This window comes from Adhaeribacter radiodurans (assembly GCF_014075995.1).
In the GTDB taxonomy this organism is placed as follows: domain Bacteria; phylum Bacteroidota; class Bacteroidia; order Cytophagales; family Hymenobacteraceae; genus Adhaeribacter; species Adhaeribacter radiodurans.
This window is the reverse complement of the sequence record NZ_CP055153.1, coordinates 4,979,511-5,002,028: the sequence shown is the minus strand read 5'-3', so window position 1 is coordinate 5,002,028 and position 22,518 is coordinate 4,979,511. Positions and strand designations below refer to the sequence as shown.

Sequence of the window (22,518 nt, the reverse complement as noted above, 5' to 3'; positions counted from 1 at the left end):
ACTGTTAATCTTATGAAATCAATACATTCTGTAAAAGCTTTTTATGGGCTTTTACTAAGCTTAATGATAATATGTGCTATTCCTGTTCCAGGTTATGGTGGCAAATGTGGTAATGATGATAATTGTGGTCTGGATTGCCCCTGTGACTGTGAAAATAATTGTGATGGAGGAAATAAATTCTACCCTTATACTGGTAATGTCCACCGTGTAATGAAAGATTTAGAAGCATGGGGAAGTGTGGGCGAAATTCCATTAACCTGGATGCGAAATTACAACAGCCGCGGAGGCATTGGACGGGGAGGCTTTTCTATGTGGCGTTATAGCTTTCAGTATGATATGTACATGGATAAACCGAATGAAAATGGCCAAGCTCAAGTGTATATCCATTACCCAGAAGGAGGAAGGAATCTCTTTGTTAAAGATAAAAATGCAGATGTGTGGCATCCGGCTAATGGAGTAGATAAACAGCTTTTTCAAAAAGGGGATGATTTTTACCTTCGGGAAGCGAATGGTCAAAGATATCATTTTCGCCAATTCACCACGGCATCAAAAATTGACTATTATCGGTTATTGGACATTAAAGATAGCCAGGGTAATCTTTACCAGTTACACTATAATAAAGACCGATTATTAAGCCGGGTTACTGAGCCGGCTGGCCGTTACTTGCAGATAACCTATAGCACAATAAATAATAAGCAGGTAATTACCCAAGTAACCACAAATGAGGGGCGTAGCGTAAGATATAATTACGATGTGTATAATGATGGTGTTTCCAGTTGGGAACGCTTAGTCAGCGTAGATTACAGCAACGGGGAAAAAGCTGTTTATTCGTACAAGCAAAGCGAACAATTTGGTGTTCCCTTGTTGGAACATGCCGTTGATACCCGCTATCAAGGGCCGGCTTCTAATATGATTTATGTTTATAATGATAGCATTGCTGCTGGTTACATACGGGAAGAACGAAACGGCAAAACGGGTGAGATAATGGCCAGCTTACTTGTGGAGGATGGAAAGAGACAGGTTTGCTTCCCTAATGGCAAGGTAAATACTTACGAAATAGCAGCCTTGGGCAAAGTGCAGGAATTTAGGGATGGCTTAGGGCGCCGCACCCGATATACTTATGATGAAGGTGGAACCGGTTTTATTAAGACAATAGAAGATGCACTGGGCCGGGTAACCACCTACAATAAGCGTACTATTTACGGCAGTCCCTTAGAAATAACCTACCCGGATGGTTCGAAGGAAAAGTGGACCCGTGATGAATGGGATTTGGTATTAACCCACACCGATGAGTTAGATCGGGTAACCAACTATACCCGGGATTTCCACCATCGGGTAACCCGTATTGATTACCCGGATGGAGCAAATGAGCGGTTTACTTACAACAACTTTGGTCAGGTGCTTACTCATATTCGGAAGAATAGAGGAATTGAGAAAAATGAATATGACAGTAAAGGACAGCGCATCTCCTTTACCGATGCTTTAGGAAATATTACCCGTTACACCTATAATAGTGCCGGTTTAGTAGCTTCTATAACTGATGCCCGGGGAAACACATCTCAACAAGAGTGGGATAATGATCGGGGCCTACAAACCAAAATAACGTACCCAGATGGCAGTTCTCGTTCTTTTGCCTACGATTCTTTTGGGAGCCGCACTTCGGCTACAGATGAATTGGGTCATACCTGGAAAACTGTTTTTGATGAATTTAAGAGACTTCAAAGCAGCACCGATCCACTCGGTCGGACAATCAAGATTTATTACGATTTGCCGGGTGGAATTTGCGGTTGTACCCATACGGATAATAAGCCTACTCAAAGGGTTTTACCCAGCGGCTTAAAAACTGAGGTAGAATACGACTTAATGTGGGAAAAAACCCTGGAAACAATAGGAGCTGGAACGTTGGAAGAGGCTACTACTTTTTATGAGTACGATGTAGTAGGCAATTTAACTACCCGCATTAACCCGGAAGGAAAACAGTGGGCAATCAGCTACGACGCAAGAAACCGCCGCAATGCTATTACCGATCCGCTAGGAAATAAGACCAAATGGACCTATGATGCCGTGGGTAATAAGATAACCGATATAAGGCCGGATGGTGGCATTAATAGCTACACGTACGATGCTTTGAACCGAGTGACGAGTACTACTGACCCGAAAGGACAGTTAACCAAAATGACTTATGATGCCGAGGGCAATATGCTTACCCTAACGGATCCGAAGAATAATACCTATAATTTTACTTACGACAAGTTGAACCGCCAAACCCGAATGACTTACCCGGATGGTACCTCGGAACGATACACTTACGATGCTTTAGGAAACTTAATTAAATATACCACTATGGCAGGTCAGGTACGCTCGTATACTTATGATAGCCGTAATCGCGAGATAGCATCTATTTGGACCTCACCTTACAACGGTGAAATTACCCCGGCCATTACCCGCACTTATGATAAGGCCGGCCGACTTTTATCGGAAAGCAGCAGTGTAAGTACCTTAACTTATACCTATAACGAGGCTAATGAACGGATAAGTGAAACTCAACAGGTAGCTGGCGCGGGCAGTGCTAAAAAAGTAAGCTATACCTATAACCAAGATGGTTTACTTAAGACCATTACCTACCCGGAAGGTGCCGAAGTGGGTTATGCTTATACCGGTAGGAACCAGATTAAAATCATCGGGAATGAGGAGGCACCTTTGGTAACCTATAGTTATGATTTAAATGGTAATCGCATACTAAAAAAATTGCAGAATGGTACCTTTACGGATTACACATATGATGCGGCAAATCATCTTTTAAGCCTAGATCATCAGAAGTCTAAATCTTTTGGACGGTTTGACTATAGTTATGACAAAGTAGGCAACAGGACTTTTGTGCAGCGGGATAATGCCAAAGGGGATGTGTATGCTTATGATGCCACGGACCAAATAACGAAGGTGCAGTATAATGTTTCCAACCCTGGTGGTACACCTACTAATGCCAGCAGGGAGGTAAACTATGCTTGGGATATGACGGGTAATAGAACCATGGTAACCGAAAATAATACATCTACTGATTATAAAAGCAATAACTTGAATCAATATATCCAAGTTGCTGATAATGTTCTGTCATTTTCCAAAAACAAAAATTTAACAGTACATAATGGCTGGACTTACTCTTACGATTCGCAGAATCGATTAGTGAAAGCAGTAAAAGGAACTACTACTTTTACTTTTGCTTATGATCCGCGAAATCGTTGTGTCAAACGTACCATCAATACTACAATCACTTTTCTTTATTATGATAAGTGGAACTTAATTGAAGAAAGAAATGAGAATGATGCCCAGGTATTTTCTTATTTTAATGGAGCTGAACTCGACGAAATTTTAATGAGGGCTTCATCTATTGAGCCAATTTTTTACCATCAGGATGTTCTTGGTAGTGTAACTCAGTTGACAAATTTCTCTGGTAATGTAGTAGAAAAGTATAATTATGATGTGTTTGGAAGCCCCACGATTAAAAATGCAACTCAAATAACTCTTGCCACTAGTGCTTATAAAAATCGCCTTCTGTTTACCGGAAGAGAATTAACTCAAGAGTTGGGCTTATATGATTTTCGCAATCGAATGTACTCACCTTCATTAGGAAAGTTCTTGCAACTCGATCCAATTAGGTTCGATGCACGTGATTACAATCTATATAGGTATGTTGGGAATAATCCATTGAATAATGTTGACCCTTTTGGATTAAAAACATTATCTCCACCTCCTGATGTAGAGGAAGGGGATAGATGTGGGTTTTATCAATCTGTCAGTAGTGATACATTTACTAAAATCACTATGGAAGATTGTTGCCCACCAAAAGGCGGTAGGCGAATAGTAACTGAAACGTGGACTTGTGAACTGAATCGTATGGGAACTCCTGTTTGGAAAATAACTAATCGAAAAAATGGGGAGTGTCGATAAAATAGGTTTAGAATAAATTAATTCAACAATAAGTCCTTTCTACTTAAAGACAGAATAATAACTGACTTAGTATTTGAAATTACTAAAGCTGCTTAAATATTAATCTGTTAAATATAAAGGAAGAGACTTCGGTATAATGCCTTTATTTCATATACAGTAATTTAATTATATCAATAATCTTTTCAAAAATGATAAATATTCAACCTTATAATATATTTCAATTGTTAAAGCTAAACACAATGAAACCAACAATATTTTTTGCCCTAAGCTGGCTTTTAATTGTATTTAAAGTTTCCGGTCAAAGTGAATGTCCTGGATGCTGCCAAATAATTGTAAGCCCAGTTGTACCTAAACCTGCAGCAGGGGATATAGTTTCTGTAACATGTACTACGCTTACAGTGAAATGGAAGGGCAGTAGTGGTAATCAAAGCTACCTTGTAAAAGGAACTTATTTAGATCCATTTTCTAACGAGAAAACTGAAACTGATTCAGCCAACAATATTGCCTGTACAAGTAATCAAAATTGTACCGCAACTATTCCAGTAGTACCGGGTACAGTTGTCAAATGGACGGTACAAGCTGTGCAGGTAATAGATGATAAAACCTTTGTAAGCTACCCACTGCGCGGCAACCAAGAAGCTCATATTCTTACCTGTGAGCCAAGCCAAGTAATTAATAGTCCTACTTTTATTCCAAGTAAATCTCTTTTGTTAAATTCTGAAGGAGGAGCTAAAATGTACCCCAATCCAGTTACATCTATTTTAACCATTGATCTAAAAAATTCGTCGGAGAAAGTTATTTCCAAGAATGATGTAATTCAAATTTATGATGTAAAAGGTAATAAGGTCATTTCTAAACCAAGCACTCCTAATAATATGCGTTTGAATGTAAATCAATTAAAAAATGGTATTTACATTATCCAAATTGAAAATAGCCAGGGTAAAGTAGTTTACAAAGCCCGGTTTATAAAAGAATAATGTTTGTAATAAACAACTTAGTTAATTTAGAATAATCTTTATCAAACAACTTTTTTCTTTCGTAACTCTAATTTTTAATCAAAAGGAGTTACGAAAGAAAATTTAAATTATACCAATATATCTAAATACAGCAGTAATTAAGTTCAAAGGATTACTTCCACAAGTAAAATCATTAGTCTGCATTTATGATATCAATGTGAATCAGGTGTTTCCTTTTAATTATTAGAAGAATAAATTTACTTGTTGAGTCTTATTATTAAGAGCCAAGGACCGGGCTATAATAAGCGGGTTAAAAGCTCCCACGCATGCCCCTTCAAACTGCTGCACCCATATTATTTTTTCAATGCGGATAATGGTGAAATATAGTTCCTGTTCATGGGGCGCTAGACTAGCTTTTAATTGTTTTAAGTAGTTAACACCAATTTTATTAAATTGGCAAAATCCGCGAAGGGTATAGGGCCTGATTAAGGAGATACAGTCCTGTTTTCCATACCACCTATTCAATTCTGGTTTGGTAAGTGGATTAATGTCGCACCATTCAAAGTACGCACTAGCAGCCTGCCATAGAGCCTCAGGAGTGATAAATCTGCGAGGCCGTCCGTGTTTGGTTCGTCTTTTACAATTATTACCTTGTATCATTTTGCCTTCTATATGGTAGATATTATATTTAATCAACGTATTCTTCTTCAGAATCTACCCCGAATTTTAGATTCACATCCGTTTTTTGCAAAGCTTTACCATAAGCCCGTTCTAATAGGACCTCGGCTGCTCTTACATCTCCTTTTATTGCTTTGTCTCTTAACGCTAATAGAATAGCTTTAGCAGATATTGTCCCATTTATTGGATCTTCCAAGACTTCTGCTAACAGTACATCTATAGCAGGGATCTTTCTATTCTCACCACTAACATTGCGGCGATCATCTACTCCCTTTTTAAAGGGTTTCAGGTTATTTAAGTGATTCGGATTGTTTGCCATTTGTCACAGGTTTATCACAGCTTTGATAGTTATTCTCTTACTGGGAGGGGAGCCCGTCTTTTTAAGGAGAAAGTATTTTTAATGATAGTTTCCGGTTTTTTCTGGCTGTTGTGTTCCTCAAAGAAGCCAATATGTTTACCGATTAACTCCGTAGCTTTAACAGCGCCGGCAGAATCAAAGCGATATTCACCCGTTTCTTCCATTTGCTTAGTTTCCGGATTAAACCAAAGGACCGGCTCAACCTGCATGGCCCGGTTAGAGATGTCAATAAGGCGCTTTAATACCCAGAAAGCATCTAAATGCAGTTGTTCCGCCCGGTTAGATTTTAGCTCTCTTATACGCGCGTGAATACTAAGTTTTGCTAAGTTCTGGGAGCCTTGTTCATTAGCAGTTTCTCTGCTATATCCAGCCCGTATGGCAGCTTGGGTAGCATTTAAATCAATTAAATATTCCTGGCAGAAGCGTTCTTGCTTATCGGTAAGTGTTGTATTTTCAGTATTCATCAGTTTACAGTTTTTAAGTGGTTGTAATTGGGTTTATTCTTCCTTAAAGCTATCCATGAAGTTCATGAGACTGGCGGCTAAAGGGTTCAGATTATTGAGAGCTGCTCTTATGTCTTTGTTTAGGATGGAATTAGCAAAATTTAAACATTCATTATGGCTTTGGGTGGCCCACTTGGCTAAATCTTTATCCTTCCCTGCTTTTGCCAAGTCCCGAACATCAATTGTTAGCTTGGTAAGATTTAAAGCTTGGCGGGATATATTCATTAGAGTAGAAAGGTGTTGTTCCCGGGTATCCGCTAACTTCTGCTCATAAGCTGTTTGTTGTTGCTGAAGCTCATTTTTAAGATCCTCTATTTGTTGTTGAAGCAGGCGTTTGCCCCTGAACAAATTCTGAAAAAATGGAATTTTCATAAGTTTAGGCTTTATGGGTAGTTCGGGTAACATTTCCTTTAGTGGTAATCTTCGTACCATCAGGCAAGTAGTCAGTCTTATTTACGGTGGCCGCTTGCTTTTTAAAGTCGCTTACTTCTTTGCGTAAGTGCCGGACTTCTAATAATAAATCTTGGCTAGATGTTTCTTTCGATTGCTGGTAGGATTGCCATTGGCGGTTTACTTCTTTGGGCGTTTCCGGAGCTGGAACTACGTTGGTTCCTTGCAATAAATACTGTAAAGAAAGATTAGCTAATTCCTTTTGGTCATCTTCATTAATCGCATTTAATAAATGCCAGTATTTTTGATTAGATTTTCTATTGACTATTCTTTCCCCTTCCTCTATCTCTAAAATATCGTTGTGGCTATCCATAGACACGTATTTATTGCCCCCTTGCGCGTGTCTTTTGCCTCCTACATAATCCCATCCTTTCTCCGCTTTAGCAATACTGCCGGCTTTAGCTTTCAAGGCTATAAAGGAGGCGAACATAGCAGCAACGGCGGCAAGCCCAATAACCTGACCAACGAAGGGTAAAGAACTCCACCCCTGAATAATATTGGCACTGGCGGTAGCCAAAGAACTAAGTTGAGATAAACTATCAATTTGGGCCTGTCTTTTTTGGGCTTTCTCCTGCTCTTTTAATGCTTGGGCGCGGGCGGCTTTGGCATCTTCTAACTCTTTACGACGGGTTTCTACATTACTGGCAAAGCCTTGTTTATTCAGTTCAATTTCAGTGTTTAAGGCCGCTTGTTTTTCCTCCACTTCTTCCCGGCGCTTTTCTAAAGTTTCGTTGGCGGCTTCTAGTTGTTTGGCGGTAAAATCCTGAATAGAGCCAGCAATGATACCTAAGCTTTCCTCCACAGCGGCGCGGTCCTCTTCATCAATCCCGAGCAAGGCCATAATATTAAAATCAGCCTGCTTTTGCTCTTTTTGAATATCTGCTTTAGATTTCTTTAAATCCTCTATCGTATTGGCTAGAGCTAAACGGCGTAGGGCAGTTTCTTCCCCAGTCTCCGTTTCCAGTAAGTTCATTCTTTTTTGTGCGTACTCTATTTGCACATCCAGAATGGCTTGCTGTTTATCGCGTTCTAATTTTATGGAATCCGTTTGTGTGTTATCAACCTTGTAGGCAATGGCTGTTTCTGTAGCCAGGGATTCTTCCTTGTCCAATTTGTTACTAGCCTGCCGAAATTTAGCCTGGGCTAGTTCTCGTTGTTTGGCGGCTTCTAAGGCCTCCGCTAATTGCCGGTTGTGGGCAATGTGAGCCAGATCAATTTCCGCCTGGTATTTGAGCTCTATTTGAGCTAGTTCTTTCGCATCGGAATCTTTTTGCAGGTCGAGTAATTTCTTACGGTGGTCGAGCTCTACGTTGTATTCGTTTTCCTGAAACTCCCGTAAAGCTTGCTCTCTTAGGAGGTTGATTTGTTCTATTTGTTTGGTATCCAGTTTACCATCCCCCCCGGCTTTTTTATCCAGCCGTTTAAGGGTGTCCTCCATAATATCAATCTCTTTGGTGCGCTGCGCGTAAAGCTCCAGTTGGTATTCCTTGCTGTTTTTATCCAGCATATCCAGGCGGGCTCGGTTGGTTTCTTTTTCGAGGTTTTCCAGTTCCCGCTTTAACTCGTCGGCGGCTTTCTTGCGTTCAGCGGCTTCTTTTTTGGCAGCTTCATCGGCTTTTTTCTTGCGCAATTCATCGGCTTTGGCCTGGGCTGCCGCTTTAGCTTTGGCGGCTTGCGCGGCTTCAAACTCGGCCTGTTCTTTTTCTTTCTTTAGCTTATCGGCTATTTCTTTGTTTTTTGCCGCATCATTGGCTGCTTTATCTTTGGCTGCCTGCCGGTTATAGCCTTCGTTATAGGCGCCGGATACTTTGGAACCAAAATTACGGAGTGAATCAGCAGCCTGGGCAATGTTGGCCGGGGTAGGTAAGGCAATGGCCTTGAATACATCAATAGCAATAGAACCTAATGCTTTTAAAGCGGAAAACAAACCTTGCGTGACCGCCCGTACCTGCTCGGATTTATTGTACCAAAGCACTAAGCCCGATACCAGTAAACTAATCGCGGCAATGACTAATCCAATCGGGTTGGCGGTTAAAGCGGCGTTTAATACCCGTGTGGCGACGGCGGTTGCCTGGGTAGCAATGGCCCGGCCCCGTTCTACTGCCGCGTGATACAAGGTAGTAGCAGCGGCCTTAATATTGGCGGCGTTTAAAGCGAGGATAGCTACCCCTAACGCGTAGAACGCAACCTGATTATCCTTAACGAATTTCGGTATTTCTTTGAGCACCAATACCGCCGCCGTAGCCCCTTTAACGAAAGAAGCAAAGGCCGAAATAGCACCCGAAATAAAGTCCGAGGTAGCATTACCAATGGTTAAGAATAATTCGTCTATCGTATCGCCTAAGTTGGATAATTGCCCCCCAATGGTGCCCGATATGGCTTCCATCGAACCGGCCACCCCGTCTACTTTGCCTAAAGAAATCAGATATTTATTAATAGCTTCGGCGTTGTTCTCTACTTCGGTACGTACCCCTTTAAAGGTAAAGATGGTCGTTTCGCCGTTTTTCTGTGCTTTGATACCGAACTCTTTTAAGCGTTCGTTCTCGCCGTTCATGGCATCCAGCGCAGCTTCTGCCAGTTGATCAAAGCTCTTGCCGGTTGAAGAAGCTAAATCGCCTAAAGAAATGATTTCATCTTTCGCCAGAACTACCCCTTGGTTAGCGAGTTTAACAAAAGATTCGGTGAGTTCCGCTACTGAGAAAGGAGTAGTAGCGGCCACGTCCTTAATAGTGTTTAAGGCGGTCTGCGCGACGGAGGAAGAGCCTAAGGTATTGGTGAGAACGGCATCAAACTTCTGGAATTCGGCGGTAGTGTCTACTATTCCCCCGAGAAAGCCTTTAATGGCATCAATGGAGAAGTAAGCGGCCGCACCCGCTAGAGCACCTTTAAAGATACTGCCTAGCCCGCTGGCTTGCTTACCGGTTTGCTCGGTCGTATCGCCTAAATCCTGCATTTGCTTGCGTACCTTGGCGGCTTCCTGCTGGATTTTATCGTATTTAGCTTCCGCCGTTAATCCTTTTTGGGCTTTCCCCGCATCCACTAAGGCTTTGTTGACCCCTTTTAGCTCGGTTTCAAAGGCTTGGGCGCTGGTTTCTATTTTCTGGAAGATACGGGTGCCTTGCGCGAGTTCCTGGTTGAAGTCGCGAGTAGATTTCACACTGTCGCGGAACAGGTCACGGCCTAAATCCCCCGACTTTTGCAGCGTGGTATTATAGGCATCTAAACTACGGGCTAATTCACTAAGATTAGCCTGTGATTTACCGGTGTCGAGTATCCAATCGGTCGTTACTTTTCCCACAATTATTCAATTTATCAGCACAGCTTATGAGTAGTGCTTAGTAAGACAAAAAATAAAATAAATGAGAATAGATAGGGTAGAGAGGAGCGATAAACTTTAATAAATATACGTAAATTATGCTGATTTACATATTGGAATAAGGTAATTTTTAGCCAAATTCTTAAGAATCAATCTTTAGAGTAACTTTATTCGAACGGAAAGGAGTTGTATATTACTCTTCAAAGTACAATTTGTTTAGCAGATTTTATATTCTGTTTCTATCCCGATTTTTTTATAGATGCTTTCTAAACGGGTGATCTGCTCACCAGTTAACTCAATGTGCATAGCTGATTGATAAAAGAACAGCGCATCTACTAGAATATCAGTTTCAAGTGGAGTAAGGGTTAGGTTTAAGTCTTTACCATTAAGAGTAGGACAGCATTTTTCACTTATAAGTGAAATAGTATCAAGGGTATTCTCTTTAGGGTTGTTTGTTACAATTTTCATTTTATTTTTATTTAAGATTATGCTGCTTGATATATAGGTGTAGGATATTCTTGTATTAATTCATATTCATTGAAGTTATACCGGATTAAACGGTCTGCTAAGTCTATTCCTTGCTGTCTTTCCTCTTGGGTAGAAGTGGCTTCCAGGTAATCTGATATTTTGAAGTTAGCTATATGAGAAAGTTCTAAGGCCCGGTTATACCATTTTTCATAAGCATTCACGTCTGGGTATAGGATAACATCACGGCCATATAAAGCCTTGCATCTTTCTTCGGTTAGATAAGATAAAGCTCCAACGGCAATCCAGATAAACTGCGGCAGGTAAACGCTGGCAATTATGGCAGTTTTGGGTGCCTCTACTATGGCAATGGGTTTGGTTTTATCTTTTAACAGATGTTCACCGAAAAAGCAGAATATCTTTTTGCTTTCTATGTAATTGGCCAGCCATTCGGGGAGATGCTCCTTTTTTTTCTGATAGCTCCACTTTAGCGGAGTATGGATACCATCAGTACAACTAGCTTTATCTCCCTCCCTATTAATGTATTTAGCCGTATGCCCGTTCTCATCAAATAATTTTACCTGACCAGCTCGTATCCTTCCTTTTATATCGATAAACCAAAAGATAGTGGCGCCTAACCAATACCCTGTTTCCTTTCGAAAACAATCATTAGAGGTGCCTATGAAATATTTGCCTATCAGTTTATTTGTTTCTTCAACTCCAAATAGCTTAGTAAGGAACTGAATAAAAGTGTTTTGCTCGTAACTGTGCCGGCTTTGTTTAAGGATATCAAAAGGAATGAATGTTACTGGCTTATCAGTCTTTTTAGCGTTTCCTATTTCCATTTTCTTAGTGCTCGGAAACAGGAAACGGCTTAAATCCTTATTTTCTTTTATTGCTTTAGCAAACCCATCCTTGTAAGGGTTGAGGTGATAAGCACAATTCACTTCACGATCGCATCTGGAATATTGTTCAGGTAGGTAAGCACCTGTTTCCTTATCCTTGTACCTGACAGCTGTTTTTTTGCCGCAATTAATACAGATATGTTTGCGGCTTCCAGTCTCTAATATGTATTGATGGTCCTTGTTCATATCAAAATACATTAATAGTGTGAAGAGTTGATTTCTCATTTGCAAATTGCAAACCCCTATATAGGCCGTTGCAAACTTGCAAACATGTACTAATAAAGAAGTAGACGGATTTACACATATTTATTTAAAAAATTCAGCTTCTTGGTTTCATGCATTGTGATGATTTTCATTTGCAAATTGCAATAGGGTATATAGGGGGTTGCAAACTTGCAATCGTTGCAAAGTTGATTTGCAAATGAAATTTCAAAATTGCAAACGATTGATTTTGAGATATTTAGCATGGTTTTAGGCTGTAAAATAACGTTTTGTCTTTTGTCTCTTTAAATAGAGTACAAGGATTCCCTTCATTGTTATTAATTTCTTGTTCAGAGCTAATTATTTCTTTAATTCTATCCTCAATTGTTCTTTGGCTTGCTTTGAAGTCCTTACATAGTTTGTCCAATAGTTCAATCCTGGTCATAGTGGAACCATCACCCAAATAAGTTTCTATAAACTCAATTATATCTTCCGTCCCAGCTTTATGCTTTCGATTGTTTATCAGGCTTGATACTTCTCCTTCATCTGCTAATACTAGCCCTTTAGTCTCATTACAATATTTGATATAAAAGGGAGTATGCCGGGCCGTACTTCTGCATTTGAGATATTTAACCCGAACTAAATCAGTATCATTTTGATTTGCGTCTTTTTCAAAACCAACCTGAATAACTGTGGATGCCTTATTCTTTAGTTCTGTTCCGAAATGCCCTCTGGCTTTATCACTTCCAGGGTTTTCATGGATTAAGCAAAGAAAAATTACATTGTGTTCATTGATAGCCATATTCATTAAGTCTATCAATTCCATACTTTTATCTGTCTTATTGAAATCTTCTATACAATCAGTAGAAACATCTAAAACGATAAAAAGGGGATCGGTTATAGTCTTTTTTAAGTAATTAAGATATTCATTAAGTGCAGCAAATCTTTCTTTTCTATTTATCTGCAATAAGGAAATGTATTCAAAATTCTCTGGGTGATCTTCTTTATTATAACCTGCTTTTAATTGAATGGACTGTAAAGCGTAGGGTAGCTGTTCGGTTAAATTTCGTTCCGTATCTACATAAACAACTGTATAAGTAGAGTAAAGACTTAGTCTTTCAAAATTCAACAGGTTATTATCACAGTTTGGACGTTTGATGAATGCAGCCGAAATATATTCTGCTAATCTACTTTTATGTACACCTGCCTGACCCTGAATAACATTAATGGTGTGAGGAAATATTATAGCATTGCCGTTCTGGATTAATACTGGATCTGAAAACCTGATATCAGCACCTTTAAGCGCTTTTAACTTTTCTCGGGTTGCAAGGATAGTTTTTAAATTTTCAGATTGGTCTTCTTCAATATTAGGGTTTTCAAGAATCTCATCTTGAAAAGAAGGGTTGTATTTATATTTTCTATCATCCATTTTGTCCTCCCTTCCAGGTATTTTCCTTCTCAAATTCTGCAATATGAGCTTTAAGCTCTTCAAGGGTAATACCAAACCGACCGGCAATATTTTTCAATCCTGTTTCTGAAAAAATCAAGTGGGGGAGAGCTGAAAGAAAATGGTTAATTTTTGTATCTTTGTCTTGCCCGAACAAAGATTTATTGGAGGTGTAGGTATGATCTAGCATGCTACACCTCCCTTCTTTTTAGTAATAATCCAGTCATAGAAGCTCTGAAAGTTTGTTGCGATATAGTAATATCCTCCGGCCGCTTGTACCTGCTCCTGAGTAGCTTTTTGAAAATCACTCTGTTTATCAGCACCTATCTTTATCTCGATGGAATAATGAATACCATCTAAACACCCATGGATATCAGCCGTGCCTTTAGTTGTAGTTCCCTTAGTAAACTTGCCTAATTTTTCATTATATTGCCCTTGGCTATTAATGCGTACAGCATAGCCGCCATTTAGCCGGAAGTAATCTAAAATTGCCTTGGTAAGCTCATTTGCATTTTTATCCCCGTATTTGGGAGTAACTAACCCTTTATCCGGCACTGATGGGTATTGCTGCCTTTTCCTTTTTAAGGCTAGACGCGAAAGCTCGTTTAATGCTTCCATTACCTTAGCGATTTTTTTGTTTCGCTCGAGCACTCTTCGCTAAAGACAAAAGGGTATCCTGTTTATTAGAATTATCTAATAATTGGGATTCAATCCAGGAAATAAGTTCTTTTCGTGAAAATACCAGTCTGGATCCAAAGCGCTTGGCTGGTAGTTCGTTTGCAGCAGTTAATTTATAAAAGCGTGATTCACTTATTTTATAGCCTTGTTCATTTAAAAACTGTATAGCCTCTTCTTTATTACATCGGTCAGAAGGTAGCTGTGGGGATTGTTTATTAATAGCTTTACTTACAGCCCTAGAAATAACAGCTTCAAGTTCGTCTGGTGTGGTTAATATTAATTCCATAACACTTACATTTAATTGTATAGTGCTAAGGTAAATGAATGAAAAAGTGCTAACCGGTCAAAACCGGTCAAAAGTAGTCTCTATTTTTCTTATATTGATTTTTATTATCTTCCAGTTTCTCTAAGTCTTTCCTTGCTTGTTTGCTACAAGCTTTTTCAAACTCGAGTATTTTAATTACTTGTTTTATATCTTTCAACTTTACTCTGTCACTTCTACCCATTTTAGATATACCTAAAGCCGTGCGATCGTTTTCTGTTTCGTATTCTACATAATGCCTCATTAACTTCTCTCCGGAATTTTGCCCATATTCTTTAGCAATGAGACTGGCATTGTTATCGTTCAATGGTCTTTTTTTATAAATGCATAATAAAGCAATTTGAGGTAAAGTAGGTTTAGATAAGTCAGATTCTATGTTATTATTTTGCTTTAGGTTTTGTATGGTGGGAGTTTGCTGACCATCAGAAACATTTTTCTTGTTATTAAAATTATTTAACCAGTGATAGTATAAATTGATTGCTTCAACCTGTATATACTGGCAATCATTACTTTGAATGTAACATTTCGGTGAATTCGTACGGGAATAATCTTTTAAACCTTGTTCAACAATTCTATTATATTTTTCACGAATATCTGAAATATCCATAGTGGTATATACATTCTCGTATCTAGTTTTTATCTTATCCTTCCCAAGCACGAATCTTTGAAAAAAACCTACTGGTACATATGGCTGCCAGATTATCAAACGCATGTAACTTGGCCCAAGTAGATCGGGTCCAGTGAGATTTGTAACTATTGATGGCAAAGGAAGTTTTTCATTAAAGAGAAGCATTTCATAATTAGCAATTTCCTTCATTAAAAGTCTTTCTGGATTGCCAGATCGATTCCATCTCACTATAAAATAATCTTTAAATTCTTTGAATAAATAATTAACCTTTTCCCAATAATATTTTTCTGCCTGGGCTTTTATTTTATTTAATTCATCCATTGGCAAGTAGGCATAACTAATATCTTTCTCAATCCACTTCTTATTAGCTTTTATCCAACATCCTATATCGCCATTTAAATAATCGACAAAATTGTACTCAATTACTTCAAGCCCTTTATCGTCTATATATTTCTTCATCCTAATAGTAATTAAAAATTAGTTAGTAAAGCTGCGTTCTTAGCCCGTTCTTCCTGCTCAAAGGAAGCCAGGTAGTTTTCAGTAGTTTTCAGATCACTATGCCCTAGGCTCTCTGAAATAAAGGCAATATTAGCTCCAGACCGCTTTAATACACTCGCGAAACTATGCCGGGCCGTGTACGTGCTAATATGACCTATCCCTAACTTTTTGCCAATCTTTTCAATTTGGTCATTAACTAAGTCAAGAATTTTAGCAATAGCTTTATGTTCTTCTACTGGCGTTTCTCCACCTTTTAGAAATGGAAATAAATAAGTATCTGGTCCATTGTTCGTATTCCCAAATTCTGCTATAATATTTGCCATCTCAGAAGTAATAAGCGCTCGTATTAACCTTTTTCTTTTTGATTTTGCCGTAGTCTTTTTCCGGTAAAAACAAATCTCATTGTTCTGTATGTTAGAAAACTTAAATCTGCAAATATCGGCAATATTGGCACCATTGCAGAGATAACTAAATAGCCAAATAGCTTTTCCTAGCCTAGCTTTGGGGCGTACACAATCATAATTAGCAATCCTACCAATATCTTTTAGAGGAAGTGCCATATTGCGGCCAGAATGCTCTGGTATTTCATATTTACCTTTCCCAAATGGATGCCGTGCTACCTTAGTAATTCCAGCATTTTTTGCTTCATTCATAATTGTTTGCAAGGCCCTGGCGTGCATTGATATTGTTGTGTAACTATAGCTCTTGTTTAATAGATATTGTTCGTAGCGTTTAAGCCAATCCACCGTAATCTGATTGAATTTTATATTTTCCCCGCCAAACCTAACAAAGCTATTTAAAGCATCCTTATACCACCTAGAAGTGTTTATCTTCCCATCATTGAATAAGTCTGCAACACGGACCTTAAAAGCACTGTTAACGGTGTCTCCCCAAGAATTTCCTAACCGTTTATTCAAATTGTCAAAAGAGAAATAATCATTTTTGATTAAATCCTTAACTTCATCCTTAACTTTATCCGAAGCAATTTGTACTGCATTTTTAATACCTGAGAGCCGTTTACTTTTTGCATCTGCTAATCTTTCCCAGTCTTCAATAGATAGAGCTTTTCCAGTAGAATAGTATTTTCTCTCCCTTTGGTAAGTAACCCGTACTTTAATAGGAAATAACCCTTCCTTATTAGCTCTTCTATTATCGAGCATAGCCGTTACAGTAACGCCGCTATCAGAAAAATCAAACATTGCTGATCAATTATTTTAAATAAGTTGCACACACAATTTGCACACAATTTAAGAAAATTATTGACAATTAGAAGATATAGAAGATAAACAATTCTCTGATTTATAGCCTTGAAAGGCTATTTAGATAATCATTGAACATAGATGAAAACAGAAGAAATTATACTCCTGATGCCACTACTTCGGCAGGAGTTTTCCCAACATTTTCTTTGCGCCCGGGTGATTACGCCATTGTGTGCCGGGCAGCAGATACCTTAGAATTTAAACCTTTTGGTAAGGTAGTAGGGTTAAAAACTTTTCCAACTTTAAACGATGGAGGAGATGCAGTGGAATTGTTTGATCAAACGGGTAAATTAATCGATAAAGTAAATTTTACCTCAGCCTGGTACCGGGAAGCCAACAAAGCCGAAGGAGGATGGAGCCTTGAAATAATCGATTTGCAAAATCCCTGTGTTTCGGGAAACAACTGGGTGGCGAGTACCAATTCGGCTGGTGGTACTCCGGGTAAAGAAAACGCAGTAAAAGCCAGTAACCCCGATAATTTACCGCCTACCTTGTTAAAGGTGCAAATCAAATCCGCGAAAGAACTCATTCTTACCTTCAACGAAAAGCTGGACAGTGCGCTTTCGGTGCAGCCAACTTATTATACCATTAGCCCCAGTATGGCAGTAGTTAAAGTAGTGGTGATAAGCCCGGATTTTACCACAGTTGAATTAACCCTGAACAACGACTTGCAGCCAGGAAAAAAGTACGATGTACAGGTTGCCAATATTCGTGATTGCAGCGGTAATATTTTAGCTAATCCGGTACATTCCTCTTTTATGTTACCCGAAGTTGCTGTACCTGGTGATATAGTTATTAATGAAATTCTCTTTAATCCTCGAAGTGGAGGCGTTGATTTTGTAGAACTGGTAAACCGGTCTTCTAAATACCTCTCGTTACAAAACTGGCAAATTGGCAATGTAAAAGCCGATACGGCCCTCGATGCGCGTGCTATTACCACTGAACCACTGGTATTGGCTCCGCAGCAATATCTGGTGGTTACTACACGCCCGGATATTTTGTTGCAACATTACTCTAAAGCGAAAACAGATGCTTTCCAGAAAGTAAGTAGTTTACCTTCTTTTCCCGATGAAGCGGGCACGGTTGTAATTTTGGATGCTAATAAACAAGAGATTGATCGTGTTGTCTACCACGAAGACATGCATTTTAAACTGATTAGCGATGTAAATGGCGTATCGCTGGAACGAATCCGGTTAGAGAGGCCGAGTATTGCCAGTAATTTTCACTCGGCAGCCAGTAATGTAGGATATGCTTCACCGGGTTACCGTAACTCGCAGGTGCAGGAATTAGCAATGGCAACGCAGGTTTTTACCATAGAGCCCAAAGTCTTTACCCCGGATGGGGATGGTGATCGCGATTTTACTACCATAAATTATGAAGCGGCTAAAAATGGTATGGTTGCCAATATTACGGTATACGACACCAATGGCCGCTTAATCAAGAATCTAGTAAAAAACGAATTATTAGCTAACCAAGGGTTCTTTCAATGGGATGGTACGAATAATCAGCAGCAAAAAGCACCAATTGGCTATTATGTTTTATTTATTCAATTATTTAACCTGCAAGGCAACGTACAAACTTTTAAAGAAACAGTAGTAGTAGGCGGAAAGCTTTAAGGTGCTTCTACTTTTAAAATTAAAAAGTTTGAATCAAAAAAGAACCTTAAATAAACTAGCAAAGAGTTAAAATAGGCTTTGTAAATGTAGTTTTAATAAATTTAATAGAGGCCCTGCTAGGAGAAAAAATATATTAAACTGCTTGTATACCAATTGTTTCGCTATAAATTTCTTGCAAAGATAACCTGCATGGAATACTGTTAAAGATTAAATTATCTTCAGACTGTTTATAATCGGTAAGTATCCAATGGTTCTCAGCATTACGCGTATATTTTCCAATTAATCTATATTGCGAATCAATAAGAATGTACTCCTGCAAAGCAGAAATACTCCTATAAAGCATAAATTTTTTCCCCCGATCATATTTTTCGGTAGCGGGAGATAGAACCTCAAAAATAACAGTGGGGTTAACAACAGTATCTAGTTGCTGGTCTAAAAAGGTGGGTTTTCCGCAGATAATAGTTACATCTGGGTAAGTATAAAGGCTATTCAATGGAATATGTAAGCGTAAATCATTACCAAAAGCTCTGACATCCATTTTTTTCAAACTAAACAGTAATCCTAATAAATTAGCCGCTATTACATTATGGTTAAAACTTGCTCCCGACATAGCAAATACTTCGCCTTGATAGTACCCGTTTTTAAATTCTGCCTCCCTTTCGGCGGTTAAATATTCTTCGGGATTAATAAATTTTTTGGTTTGAACAGCCATACAACTCAGCTTTTAAACAAATATAAGAAAAGCACCTTTTCTTTGTTCCCATTTTTTATTTTACAATGTTAAGTTTAGTAAGTCATGAGAACCTTCTCACTGTACCTAGAAATGTACTTTAAAGAATGTTTTGTTTAGGTAAACCGGTTAACTTCACTGCTTATTAATCGCTTTGTATTTATAATTAATGGCTTATTTGTTTTTGTAAAGCGTTTAAAACGCGCATAAAATCATTCTAAGCAAAAATGAAATTATGCTTACTTTTGCGGCACAGGTTCCCTTTAGTAAAGGTCTTAACAGATTAATCTTTGGAAATATTTTACCTCTGCTTTTTTGCTTTTCTGGCTGGTTTTATTGATTCAATCGTAGGAGGCGGCGGGCTGATCCAAACACCGGCTATGCTCGTTTTACTACCTCATGTACCCATTGCCAGTTTATTAGGTACCGGTAAATTAGCCGGAATTTCAGGCACTTCTGCGGCTTTGTTACGTTATCGCCGGAGCGTTCAAATAAAATGGGTGAGCATAATACCGACCGCAGCTGCGGCTTTTATATTTTCTTTTATTGGTGCTCGTACGGTAAGTTCTATCCCAACTGAAATGTTGCGGCCCGTAATTTTAGTTTTGTTAATTGGAGTAGCTGTTTACACTTTTTTGCGCAAAGATTTCGGCAGCCTGCATGCTCCCCGCCTATCCGAAAAGAAAGAAAAGTTATACGGATTGGGCATAGGATTGATCATTGGGTTTTACGATGGCTTTTTTGGCCCTGGTACCGGCAGTTTTCTGATATTTATTTTTATTAGTTTGTTTGGGTTTAATTTTTTAGCAGCTTCCGCCTCCGCTAAAGTGGTAAACATAGCCACTAACTTATCGGCTCTTCTATATTTTGCTTTTACCAACCAGGTTTTATATCGAATTGGTATTCCAATGGCTATTTGCAATGTCTTAGGATCTACGCTAGGTAGTAGACTGGCTATTCAAAAAGGTACTAGTTTTATTCGAGTGTTTTTTCTGATAGTTGTAATAGCCATAATTAGCAAGTTTGCCTACGATAGTTTCTTCTAAGAGCTATAATACGTTTTTAATAACCAATAAAAATAAAGCTGGGAAGATTATACTTTCCTAATTACTTTTTACTTCTTGTAAACCTTCAAAATTTGTAATCCATTCTTAATTGTTCTAGTAACTATTTTTTACCTGCCGCAATCCGGATAGCAGTGCAGCCCGTAGGTTTGGTCATAATGTTTATAACCCAACAACCTATTATGAAAAAGTTAATTACAGCTAGTGCTTTCATGCTGGCAATCTGTGCTCTCTCTACTTCAAATATTTCTGCGCAAACCATGGCCAATTCTAAAATGGCTAAAGTAAGCGGTACTGAAAAAGGAGTAATGGTGGGTGGTGCCATGATGGTGCCTTCTAAAAACATCGTAGAAAATGCCGTAGGCTCCAGCGACCATACTACTTTGGTAGCGGCCGTAAAAGCAGCTGGTTTAGTAGAAACCCTAAGCGGAACCGGACCTTTCACGGTATTTGCGCCCACTAATGCGGCTTTCGAGAAATTACCGGCTGGTACCGTAGATGAATTAGTAAAACCTGAAAACAAAGAAAAGTTAACTTCTATTCTTACTTTTCACGTGGTTCCAGGAGCTTTACGCGCGAAAGATCTAAAAGATGGTCAAACTCTGAAAACTGTAAACGGCGAAATGCTTACCGTAAGTAAAAAGGGCGGTAAAGTGATGATCAACGGAGCGAATGTTTCTGTTGCGGATGTAATCTCCAGCAACGGTGTAACGCACGTGGTAGATACTGTAATTTTACCAGGTAAATAATTTTAAGCGTTCCGAATTTTCCATTGTTCCTGTTTTGCAAAACGCCTACTCCATTGAGTAGGCGTTTTTGTTTATAAATTCTTTATTTTGCTTAACCTACTTTACCCCTTATAAAAGGGGTAAAACATTAATTTTTCTAATAATTTCTGCTCCGATATTAAAAGCTGAAGTAAGCTAATCTGGTTTACCTGCTTAAATGTAAAATGCTTAATCTTATCTAAAAAAAGAATAAATAGAGATTTGATCCGATAGTGCTTTTAGTAAATTTTTATCTAACTCATTAAAAGCCTAATCATTTACCTACCGGCTTATTGCTATTACAAAAGCAATTACGGTAAGAATTAGCCCAATCATGAAAATAGTGTAAGAGATACGTAGCAGGCGGTATTTTTTGGCCAGTACATCGCCCAAATAGTAAATATCAGTAATCATGTTGGTGTATAAAGCATCTTTTTCGCGCATAATTTCATACATACCCGCCTGAAAATCTTCGAGCGGGAGCTTGGTAAAATTTCCGAAGAACAACAAATTTACTTTTTTACTTTGCACCTTATTGGGCTTAATGTTAAAACTGGTTACCTCGGGCTGCGCCGACATAATAGCCGATACTACCGAACCCAAAGTGGTTAATAAAAGAATGCCAACCGGAATCATCAAAATAGGATTGCGGGTAAACTCGGTACCAATAACTGAGGTTTTAGCGCCCAAATAGGTAATTATCACCGACATAATAATCGCATTGAGGCTAATCATCATATTAGCTTTATTATCGGCAATAGAACTTAGGTTCATGTGGTTGCTGTAGGTGCTCTGAAACATGGTTTCAATACCACGTTTGGGTTGCGCGTAAGTTTTGCGCTTCTTCTTTTCTGCCTTTTTTTCTTTTTTAGTGCTTTCGGCCAGAATATCCTGCTGCTCCTGAATGTTTTTAGCTAGCTGCTCGCTATAACGGCGCTGCGCAGCTTCGGTACGGAAATGCGTCGCCTGTAAAAAGTCGAGTTGGTATTGAGCCCATTCGGCATCCGTATAAAATTTATTTAAAAAAATTTCCCACTCGGCTCGTAGTAACTCCGCATTCGGGAAAAAAGTTTTTCTGCCAATATTCGAAATGTCTGCGTCGGCCAGAATTTCTTCTAGTAAATTGGTGGGTTTCACGCTGGCTTTGGTGGCCAGAATACACGAATTTATTCGCTGAATTTGGTTGGTTGGATAATTTTCCTGTTGCAAAAAAGCGGTAGCAATTTCTACGCTCCGCTCTTCGTGACCTTGGTAAACGTCTAAGTAACCGGTATCATGAAACCAGGCAGCTAAGAGTAAAATTTCTTTTTCGGTTTGTGGTAATTGGTACTCATCTGCCAGAGTATCGGCTTCCTGCACAATATCAGAAGTATGTTTATAATTGTGATAAACGTATTTCTTAGAAAGTTTTTCTTTAAAAAGCGTAAAAACATAGTTACTCGCTTTTTTAATAATTTCTTGTTCTTTTCTTAAGGTAAGTGGCGTTTCCATATAATAACGACGCGGCGCATAGGTGATATTAAAGTAATTGAGTGGTACTAAGCTTTGTAAAGTAGTAAAACGCTAATAATTAAGGTAAGGTTAACTTAACCTTTCGGGGATTGTAGGTATTATTAACCGAACTAAATTAACCTTTTTTCCAGAATTATTAGTAAGTACTTCTTTTTGTACCCAATAAATCACAAAGTTGCCGTTGTGTTTTTAGATTTAGGATCAAGTACTTAAAAAT

At 38.7% G+C, this 22,518-nt stretch carries 20 protein-coding genes; 5 read left to right on the top strand and 15 right to left on the bottom strand.

From position 1 onward, the window contains the following. Positions 1-12: 12 nt before the first annotated feature. Positions 13-3,948: an RHS repeat protein gene (locus HUW48_RS19855; protein WP_182412599.1), complete on the top strand. Its 3,936-nt coding sequence runs from the start codon at positions 13-15 to the stop codon at positions 3,946-3,948. A 239-nt stretch (positions 3,949-4,187) separates the two neighbouring features. Then, positions 4,188-4,925 (top strand): T9SS type A sorting domain-containing protein, encoded by a 738-nt coding sequence (locus HUW48_RS19850; protein ID WP_182412598.1) that lies wholly within the window; start codon positions 4,188-4,190, stop codon positions 4,923-4,925. A 222-nt stretch (positions 4,926-5,147) separates the two neighbouring features. Here the strand turns inward: HUW48_RS19850 and HUW48_RS19845 are convergent, their stop codons facing one another. The 13 genes from HUW48_RS19845 to HUW48_RS19785 all read right to left on the bottom strand — a co-directional run bounded on the left by HUW48_RS19845 (position 5,148) and on the right by HUW48_RS19785 (position 16,552). Beyond that, positions 5,148-5,564, bottom strand: a complete 417-nt coding sequence (locus HUW48_RS19845) for a terminase small subunit (protein WP_182412597.1) — start codon at positions 5,562-5,564, stop codon at positions 5,148-5,150. A gap of 28 nt (positions 5,565-5,592) precedes the next feature. Then, positions 5,593-5,901 carry a hypothetical protein gene (locus HUW48_RS19840; RefSeq protein ID WP_182412596.1) on the bottom strand — a complete coding sequence of 103 codons (309 nt, stop codon included), beginning with the start codon at positions 5,899-5,901 and terminating at the stop codon, positions 5,593-5,595. A gap of 29 nt (positions 5,902-5,930) precedes the next feature. After that, entirely contained in the window at positions 5,931-6,404 is a 474-nt protein-coding gene (locus tag HUW48_RS19835; RefSeq protein ID WP_182412595.1) for a terminase small subunit, read from the bottom strand. A gap of 33 nt (positions 6,405-6,437) precedes the next feature. Continuing rightward, on the bottom strand, positions 6,438-6,815 hold the full coding sequence (locus tag HUW48_RS19830) for a hypothetical protein (protein ID WP_182412594.1): 378 nt from the start codon (positions 6,813-6,815) through the stop codon (positions 6,438-6,440). A 4-nt stretch (positions 6,816-6,819) separates the two neighbouring features. Beyond that, positions 6,820-10,191, bottom strand: coding sequence for a hypothetical protein (locus HUW48_RS19825; protein WP_182412593.1), 3,372 nt, complete (start codon positions 10,189-10,191; stop codon positions 6,820-6,822). A gap of 234 nt (positions 10,192-10,425) precedes the next feature. After that, positions 10,426-10,677, bottom strand: coding sequence for a hypothetical protein (locus HUW48_RS19820; protein ID WP_182412592.1), 252 nt, complete (start codon positions 10,675-10,677; stop codon positions 10,426-10,428). Between the two features lie 17 nt (positions 10,678-10,694). Further along, positions 10,695-11,804: a DUF6371 domain-containing protein gene (locus tag HUW48_RS19815; protein ID WP_182412591.1), complete on the bottom strand. Its 1,110-nt coding sequence runs from the start codon at positions 11,802-11,804 to the stop codon at positions 10,695-10,697. 235 nt (positions 11,805-12,039) lie between these two features. After that, on the bottom strand, positions 12,040-13,209 hold the full coding sequence (locus HUW48_RS19810) for a hypothetical protein (protein WP_182412590.1): 1,170 nt from the start codon (positions 13,207-13,209) through the stop codon (positions 12,040-12,042). Continuing rightward, a complete protein-coding gene (locus tag HUW48_RS19805; RefSeq protein ID WP_182412589.1) occupies positions 13,202-13,417 on the bottom strand; it encodes a hypothetical protein in 216 nt (71 codons plus the stop codon). The genes HUW48_RS19810 and HUW48_RS19805 overlap by 8 nt, the downstream gene beginning before the upstream one ends. Then, positions 13,411-13,845, bottom strand: a complete 435-nt coding sequence (locus HUW48_RS19800; RefSeq protein WP_182412588.1) for a VRR-NUC domain-containing protein — start codon at positions 13,843-13,845, stop codon at positions 13,411-13,413. The genes HUW48_RS19805 and HUW48_RS19800 overlap by 7 nt, the downstream gene beginning before the upstream one ends. 4 nt (positions 13,846-13,849) lie before the next feature. Then, positions 13,850-14,191 (bottom strand): helix-turn-helix domain-containing protein, encoded by a 342-nt coding sequence (locus HUW48_RS19795; RefSeq protein WP_182412587.1) that lies wholly within the window; start codon positions 14,189-14,191, stop codon positions 13,850-13,852. 67 nt (positions 14,192-14,258) lie between these two features. After that, a complete protein-coding gene (locus HUW48_RS19790) occupies positions 14,259-15,314 on the bottom strand; it encodes a hypothetical protein (protein WP_182412586.1) in 1,056 nt (351 codons plus the stop codon). 11 nt (positions 15,315-15,325) lie between these two features. Further along, entirely contained in the window at positions 15,326-16,552 is a 1,227-nt protein-coding gene (locus HUW48_RS19785) for a site-specific integrase (RefSeq protein ID WP_182412585.1), read from the bottom strand. A 131-nt stretch (positions 16,553-16,683) separates the two neighbouring features. Between HUW48_RS19785 and HUW48_RS19780 the strand changes: the two genes are divergently transcribed. After that, positions 16,684-18,228: a lamin tail domain-containing protein gene (locus HUW48_RS19780; protein WP_182412584.1), complete on the top strand. Its 1,545-nt coding sequence runs from the start codon at positions 16,684-16,686 to the stop codon at positions 18,226-18,228. 133 nt (positions 18,229-18,361) lie between these two features. Here the strand turns inward: HUW48_RS19780 and HUW48_RS19775 are convergent, their stop codons facing one another. After that, positions 18,362-18,940, bottom strand: a complete 579-nt coding sequence (locus tag HUW48_RS19775; protein ID WP_182412583.1) for a Uma2 family endonuclease — start codon at positions 18,938-18,940, stop codon at positions 18,362-18,364. 308 nt (positions 18,941-19,248) lie between these two features. Here HUW48_RS19775 and HUW48_RS19770 point away from each other — a divergent pair, with 308 nt between their 5' ends. Together HUW48_RS19770 and HUW48_RS19765 are read left to right on the top strand one after the other, a co-directional pair. Next, complete coding sequence (locus HUW48_RS19770) at positions 19,249-20,004, top strand: sulfite exporter TauE/SafE family protein (RefSeq protein WP_182412582.1); 756 nt, start codon at positions 19,249-19,251, stop codon at positions 20,002-20,004. Positions 20,005-20,282: 278 nt separating this feature from the next. Further along, a complete protein-coding gene (locus tag HUW48_RS19765; RefSeq protein ID WP_246343910.1) occupies positions 20,283-20,771 on the top strand; it encodes a fasciclin domain-containing protein in 489 nt (162 codons plus the stop codon). Positions 20,772-21,071: 300 nt separating this feature from the next. On the opposite strand, the gene HUW48_RS19760 is transcribed toward HUW48_RS19765, so the two are convergent. Then, positions 21,072-22,280, bottom strand: a complete 1,209-nt coding sequence (locus HUW48_RS19760; protein ID WP_182412580.1) for a Pycsar system effector family protein — start codon at positions 22,278-22,280, stop codon at positions 21,072-21,074. Positions 22,281-22,518 lie beyond the last annotated feature (238 nt).